Consider the following 7,551-nt stretch of genomic DNA (forward strand, 5'->3'; position numbering starts at 1 on the left):
TAATGCAGCGCAATTAATCCAAGTGAATGGAAGACAATAAGATGGCTGCAAATTCTGCGTATTTATCTCACCCGTTTAAAACTTCAGTAATTTCCTCATCCCTCGCAATCGCCATGGGCTTATCGCTAGCGCCACAGGCCATGGCTGACGATAGTGAATTAGCCAATATTGAACGCTTAGAGGTCCATGGCCAACAGACCGAAAACCGTAACGCCTTAGGCTCGGCTGAAAATCTACTGAAAGGGCAAGGAGTCGATTTCTCCGAAGCGGGCGGCGTATCCGCCCTACCTATCCTCAATGGCATGATGGGAGATCGCATCAAAGTGCTGGTTGATGGCGCAGACATTACCTCGTCCTGTGCAAACCAAATGAATCCCCCGCTGTCCTATATTTCCGCCAATCAAGTCACCGCAGCCGAAGTGATTGCGGGCGTATCGCCAGTCAGTGCCGGTGGCGACAATATTGCGGGCGTGATTAAGGTTAGCAGCCTTAACCCTAAATTTGGTGAAAGCGATAGCATCAAGTGGAATAGCGGTGATATCTCAACGGGATATCGCAGTGTGAGCGACACCTTGCTACTCGGCACCAATGCCACAGTTGCCAGCAAAAATGTCAGCCTTAGCTATCAAGGCGCCTATGAAGATGCCAACAGCTATAAAGATGGCAATGGCGATAAAGTCATAGATACTCTATACCGCGCACAAAACCATGCACTGACAGCCGCATGGCGCGATGAGACTCAAGAAGTTGCCATCAAATTGACCCACCAAAATATTCCATTCCAAGGTTTTGCTAACCAATATATGGATATGACGGATAACAAGAGTTACGGTGCCCTCGCCCGTTATCAACTCAAACTCGACGATGACGGTGAATTCAGTGCCCAAGTAAACTGGCACGGCGTGAAACACGAGATGGGCTTTTTCACCCCAGAAAAAACCGGCAAGATGCCAATGAACACTGAAGGTGATGACTACAGCTATCAACTACACTGGCGTTTGCCAATTGGTGATGACAGCACCTTACTGGTCGGCCAAGAATACTATAGCTACCAGCTCGACGATGTTTGGCCTGCGGTGCCTGGCACTATGATGGCGCCCAATGACTACATCAACATCAACGATGGCCAGCGAAAACGCGCCGCCGTTTATGGCGAATGGCAGCAAGATTTAAGTCAAAGCTGGTGGTTATCGGCGGGTGTTCGCTTTGAGTATGTCACCACCAATACAGGTGAAGTCCAAGCCTATAGCAACATGCCTATGATGGGCATGCCCAATGTCGACGCCGAAGCGGCAAAAGCCTTTAATGCGATGGACAGAAAACGTGATGATAATCTGATCGATGCCACCTTACTGGCGCGCTATCAATTATCGACTAATCAACAACTTGAGTTTAGTTTAGCCCGCAAGAATCGTGCACCGAATCTGTACGAACGTTACAGCTGGGGCCGCGGCACTATGGCGACCACTATGATAGGTTGGTATGGTGATGGTAATGGTTATGTGGGTAATCCGGATCTTAAACCAGAAACCGCCCATACCCTGAGCGCAGCCTACAAATATAACGATGATAGCTGGCAAGTCTCGACCACAGCTTGGTACACAGCTGTGACTGACTATGTCGATGCCGAAGTCATTGGTAGCTTCAATCGCACCAGTTCGCCTGATGGCAAACGCAATATTCTCCAATTCACTAACTTAGATGCCAATCTCTATGGCGCACGTTTTAATGCGCTCTATCAGTTTGCCGAAACCAGCACAGGTAAATGGCAAGTGTTAGGCAAAGTGAATGTAACCCGTGGCGAGCGAGATGAAGGTGATGAACCTTTATATCAAATCAAGCCGTTGCAAACTGAGCTGGCACTGCAACATCAGTTAGGTCAGTGGGAAAACAGTCTTTCATGGCAATGGGTTGCGACCAAAGATCGCGTAGATGACCGCCGCCTTGAAAATGAAACCGACAGCTACTCCTTGCTCAATTTGAACAGCAGCATGAAGTGGCAGGATCTGACTGTTACCTTCGCCGTGAATAATCTGTTCGACAGCTACTATGAGCTGCCACTGGGCGGCGTGAGTGTGGCTGAATTTAAGGCCGATAATACCAATGGCTTTAACCAGATTGCCGGTGCAGGTCGCTCGTTTGAACTCAGCGCAAGCTATGCATTTTAACGACTGATTTTAAAGGCACTGTTTTTAACAACATCGTTTTTAACCACATGGTTTTTAACGGCGCGGATTTTTAGGCCGAACAGCTCTAATCCAAACGTTAAACAAAAAGGGCAAGCAGATTAAGTGATTAATCGCTTGCCCTTTTTATGCTCAAACCACATTCATGCTACTAACACTAAAGTACTGGCACTAAAGCACTGAGACGACTTAAGCGCACTATGCAGCACGGAGGAACGAGTGACACTATGGATTAGTTACCCGCAATCTTCATTTCAGATAACAAGATACCGCCGGTACGAATCGATGAGCGCAAATCAAAATCCTTACTCACGGCTTGCACACCACGGAACATCTCTTTTAAGTTACCCGCGATAGTGATCTCTTCCACTGGATATTGGATCTCACCGTTTTCAACGTAGAAACCCGCCGCACCACGGGAATAATCGCCCGTTACCATGTTCACGCCTTGGCCCATGACTTCGGTCACAATCAAACCTGTGCCCATGTCTTTCACCAATTCGTCGAAGGTTTGGCCTGTGTGGCCGAGCGTCCAGTTATAAATACCGCCCGCATGGCCCGTGTTGGTTAAGCCTAACTTGCGCGCCGAGTAGCTGGTCAGCAAATAGGTTTCTAACATGCCGCGGTCAATAATGCGTCTGTCTTGGGTCGCCACGCCTTCACTGTCGTAGTTCGCACTCGCTAGAGCACCCAGTAAATGTGGCTGCTCTTCGATATTGAACCAATCGGGGAAGATTTGGGTGTTGATCGAATCCAATAAGAAACTGGATTTACGGTATAAACTGCCACCGCTGATCGCTCCGATAAAGTGGCCGATTAACCCTGTGGCGATATCTGGCGCTAATAAAATGGGTAAACGCGTCGTCGCGATCTTGCGCGCACCGAGGCGGCTTACTGTCTTCTCGGCGGTCTTTAAACCTACCGTTTCAGGTGCAAGCATCTCGCTGAATTTACGGGCGATAGTGTAATCGTAATCCCGTTGCATATTGCCTTCGCTATCTTCACCAATCACGCTGCAACTCAAGCTATAACGCGAGCTGCAATAACCGTTTAAGAAACCGTGGCTGTTGCCATACACTTTAACCGCGGTGTGAGCATTGGCACTGGCGCCGTCGGAATTATTGATACGTGGATCGGCATCGAGCGCCGCAGTTTCGGCGCGGATTGCCAGTTGCGCTAACTCATCGGGGGAAATATCTTGTGGATAATACAGTTGAAGATCGCGGATCTGATTTGCCATCAAGGCTTTATCGGCAAGGCCACTGAATGGATCGGGAGAAGTATAACGGGCGATATCGTCGGCCGCTTTCACCGCGAGGGCAATGGCCTCTGGACTTAAATCCGACGTCGATGAACTGCCCTTGCAACCATCGCGGTAAACCGTAATCCCTAAGGCACCATCTTTATTAAATTCAACGGTTTCAACTTCTTTTAAACGGGTAGAAACCGACAAACCTTGTTGTTTACTGATCGCCACTTCGGCAGCGTTCGTTCCTAATTTGTTGGCATATTCCAGCGCCACGGCCACCGCATCTTTCAGCGCGCCTAATTCACTATCGATTCTGTTCAAAGACACAAAGCTACTCTTTCGTTGTCGGCAATTGCCGTAGCATAACAAACACAAATCCCATTCACATTAATTATTCGCGGCTGACTTAGGCTTGAGAGCGTATCCTATACCCAAACAACCTGAAGATGCAGGATTCAGCGGGAGTTTAACGCACTTTAGGCAAGGCGGTTATTTGCAGACCTAGCGGGCTAAGTTAAAAATAACCAACACAGCATAAAGTGCGTTAAAACCCGCCGGGACGGAGCGCCTAGGGCACTCCACTTCCGTGTTGCATCAATTCAAAAGGTGGCCGACATTCTGTCATTGATGCGCCTTGAATTGAAGCACCCTAGGCGCTCTGAAACTCGTATCTTCAGGTAGCTTGGGTATAAACACATTCACCTAGGCGATTTTTGGCTGGAGATGTTATTATTAGCCAGTTATTTACTTGAGGTTTTATCTATATGAAGATTGTTGGTGATTCAGAACATTTTAAACAGCCCTACGACATAGATGAAGATTATGTCAGCAGCAAAACAACGGACAAGCGTGATAGCGAAGCCGTGCAAAAAGTCGGTATGGAGCTTGTTTCACTGAGCAAGACTCAGCTAGATAAAATCGAGCTAGATGAGTTTTTGTACGACGCTATCCTGCAAACACGCAAAATCAAGGCCAATACTGAGGCGTATCGTCGCCACATGCAGTATATCGGCAAATTGATGCGTAATTTTGATATTGAGCCTATCAAGGCTTCACTCGCTATCGTGTTGAATAAAAATAACAACGAGACAGCTAAGTTACAAATGTTCGAAAAAATGCGTGAACGCTTACTCACCCAAGGTGATGATGAGATTCAAACTGTCGTCGAGCATTATCCGCAATTAGACAGACAAAAACTGCGTACTTTGGTGCGTCAAGCCACCAAAGAACTGGCCAAAGGCCCAGAATCAAAATCATCTAAAGAGCTGTTTAAATATCTACGCAGCGAAATCCAAGACTAATTAACTTCAGCCCCACAAGGATGTTGCTTATGCGACTTAGCAAAACGTTATCGGTATTTTCTTGGGCATTACTGGGCGCATTAGCGCTCAGTGGTTGTAATGGCGCAGCTGATGGCACCGACACTGACGGAACAACAGACAGCTACAGCTTAACGCTGGGCTATAAAACTGTAGTTAACGGCAAGTGCGCCGATGCAACCACCAATTTAAGCTTTGCCTCCGATACGAGTTTTTGTGCCGTCGCTACCTTAAAAAAGGGTTCGAGTAAACTTAGCGGCCAACTGATTAGCTTCGCTGCGACCTTAGGTACTGTTGCGCCAGCAACAAAACTCACCAATGCAGATGGCGTTGCTGAAGTCATCATTTCTAACCCGACATTAACAGCAGAAGCTGGTACGGTAACGGCGAGCTATACGCCGTCTGATGCAGACGCATTAACTGCAAGCCGTAACTACGAGTTCGTTGGTTCAGACAATGGCAACACCATTGAAACACCCAAACTCAGCGCCAGTATTTTAAACAGCTCAGCCTTAGTCACTCGCTTTAAAGTCGATGAGTCGGTGCAATTACAAGCCATATTGCTCGATAGCGAAAGCAAAGGTATCGAAGGCGCTAAAGTCACCTTTACTGCAGGTTCAGCGGCGCTCAATCCTGCCAGTGCGTTGACCAACACTCAAGGTATTGCGCAGGTCCCCTATACGCCAAGTGCAACTGAATTAGGGGCAAATGCCTTAACGGTCACTGTGGACTATCAAGGTCAATTGCTGCAAACCAGCAGTTTGTATGAAGTCTTGAGTAAAGATGCCGTCAATCAAGAAGGCACGCTGAAAATCGGCTCATTCAATGGTGCAGTCTTTACCGAAGGTCAATTGGCGAGCACCTTAACCGCCGATGCCAATGGCAAATATAAAATCAGTGCAGGCGGTAGTTTTGGTGTAAGTGCAAGTTTAGTATTAGAGGCCAATGACGGCACGGTTACGCGAGTACAAACACCCTCTTCCATCAGCTTTAGCTCAGATTGCACCACAAACAATAGCGCCACACTCGATACCCCAGTTACAACCTTATCGGGTAATGCGGGCTCGACCTTCCAAGACACAAGTTGCAGTGGCAACAGTGAACGTAGCGACCAAATCGTCGCCACGACAGTAGCGGGCAATCAGACGTTAACGGCGAATTTCCCATTTACTCTACAACGCCAAACGCTTGCCAGCTTAAGTTTTGAGTCGGCAGAGCCGGCACAAATTCGCATTAAAGGTGCGGGCGGTACGGGTTCAAGCGAATCCTCTTTAGTCAGCTTCAAAGTCACCAGCGCCAATGGCCAACCCGCAGCGCAACAGAATGTCAGCTTTACCTTAGATACGGTTGTCGGTGGTTTAAGTTTTGCCAATGGCACTGCGAATGCGCAAAGCCTGACTAACTCCCAAGGTATCGCCAGTGTGCGCGTATTATCCGGCACAGTACCCACGCCTGTGCGCGTGGTCGCCACTGCTGTTGATACTGATACTAAAGAAGTCATCACTAGCCAATCTGAACAGTTAACCGTGAATACTGGTCTACCTCAACAACTTGGATTTAGTCTATCAACGACAGTATTCAATCCAGAAGCGGGTGACTTTAATGGTGAAACCGCAACGATCACCATTCGAGCCTCCGATAGTTTTGGCAATCCAGCGCCCGATGATACTGCTGTCAACTTCACGACAGAAGGTGGCCAGATCCCAACATCATGTTTAACTAAAAATGGGACTTGTAGCGTTGTTTGGACTTCACAAACGGCACGAGTACCCGATCACCGCATCACGATTCTTGCTTATGCCTTAGGTCACGAAACCTTCTTCGATACCAATGGCAATAACATCTTTGATGATGCTGATGTTAGTAAAGACATCAATGGCACGCCTGTGCCTGACTTGGCTTGTTTAACGAATTCAGGCGTTGCGAAAAAATGCACAGGCAATGGTATGGACATCGAAGCCTATCTTCCTAGTGGTTTTAGTGATCTAGGTGATGCGTTTAGGGATGACAATGAAGATGGCATTAGGAATTCAGCCGAACCATTTTGGAATACTCAAGCAAAAGAATATAGTTTTGCCGATGGTAAATTTAACGGTCCACAATGCGAAAGCGCACTCTGCGGCAAAGGCCAAGCCAATAAAACCTATATCCGCAAAGCCTTAGTAATGAGCATGTCAGGCTCACAGGCTTATATCAGTGTGATGCAAGACGGTGTGTTATTGCCGAGTGTGAATGACATCAAACCTGTGGCCGTTGGTGCTAGTTCTGAATTTGTAGTATTTGTCCACGACAGTGCGAATCAAATCATGCCAGCTCAGACAAGTATCGAACTTTGCGTGGATTGTGCTGGAACCCCTAAAACCTTCGAGGTTCCCAATACTGTGTATGCGAAAGGCAGTCTAGGTTCACCACTGAAATTTACGGCATCGGCCAACACCAGCGTATCGGTGAAAGTCACGACCCCTAAAAATGTGGTCACTGATGGCTTAGGTTTCACAGTACCAGCGCTTTAAAACTCAATTAAGCAAACTGAAAAGACCCGCGAATGCGTAATGCCGATCAGTTAAGACAGATCGCTTGACGATCTCGCTGAAAAGATCAAAATCCGATGACCTCATGTCATCGGATTTTTTTATGCAACTCTCAGAAGCACTCGCCCGTACTCATATTACCCGCCTAACCGAATTCACCTGCTTAGCAGATGTGTTAGAACCTGAGTTAATTCAATCTTGCCTAGACTCTCAGGGCGTTGCGACGTTAAGACGGCGTAAATTGCCGATGGACGCGATGATTTGGG

General features: G+C 47.6%; 5 protein-coding genes. 4 read left to right on the top strand and 1 reads right to left on the bottom strand.

Annotated features, from left to right (window positions below; genetic code table 11):
• The first annotated feature begins 41 nt into the window (after positions 1-41).
• Complete coding sequence (locus L5L77_RS13840) at positions 42-2,168, top strand: TonB-dependent receptor (RefSeq protein WP_263222958.1); 2,127 nt, start codon at positions 42-44, stop codon at positions 2,166-2,168.
• 250 nt (positions 2,169-2,418) lie between these two features.
• Here the strand turns inward: L5L77_RS13840 and pmbA are convergent, their stop codons facing one another.
• On the bottom strand, positions 2,419-3,762 hold the full coding sequence (gene pmbA, locus L5L77_RS13845) for a metalloprotease PmbA (RefSeq protein WP_105251299.1): 1,344 nt from the start codon (positions 3,760-3,762) through the stop codon (positions 2,419-2,421).
• A 437-nt stretch (positions 3,763-4,199) separates the two neighbouring features.
• Between pmbA and yjgA the strand changes: the two genes are divergently transcribed.
• The 3 genes from yjgA to L5L77_RS13860 form a co-directional block, all read left to right on the top strand.
• Complete coding sequence (gene yjgA, locus L5L77_RS13850; RefSeq protein WP_263222960.1) at positions 4,200-4,736, top strand: ribosome biogenesis factor YjgA; 537 nt, start codon at positions 4,200-4,202, stop codon at positions 4,734-4,736.
• 29 nt (positions 4,737-4,765) lie between these two features.
• Complete coding sequence (locus L5L77_RS13855) at positions 4,766-7,267, top strand: Ig-like domain-containing protein (protein ID WP_263222961.1); 2,502 nt, start codon at positions 4,766-4,768, stop codon at positions 7,265-7,267.
• Positions 7,268-7,370: 103 nt separating this feature from the next.
• Positions 7,371-7,551: transposase domain-containing protein (locus L5L77_RS13860; protein WP_263142523.1), on the top strand; the 181-nt coding region annotated here is incomplete at its 3' end.

Source organism: Shewanella sp. SM29, from assembly GCF_025654245.1.
Classification (GTDB): Bacteria; Pseudomonadota; Gammaproteobacteria; order Enterobacterales; family Shewanellaceae; genus Shewanella; species Shewanella oncorhynchi.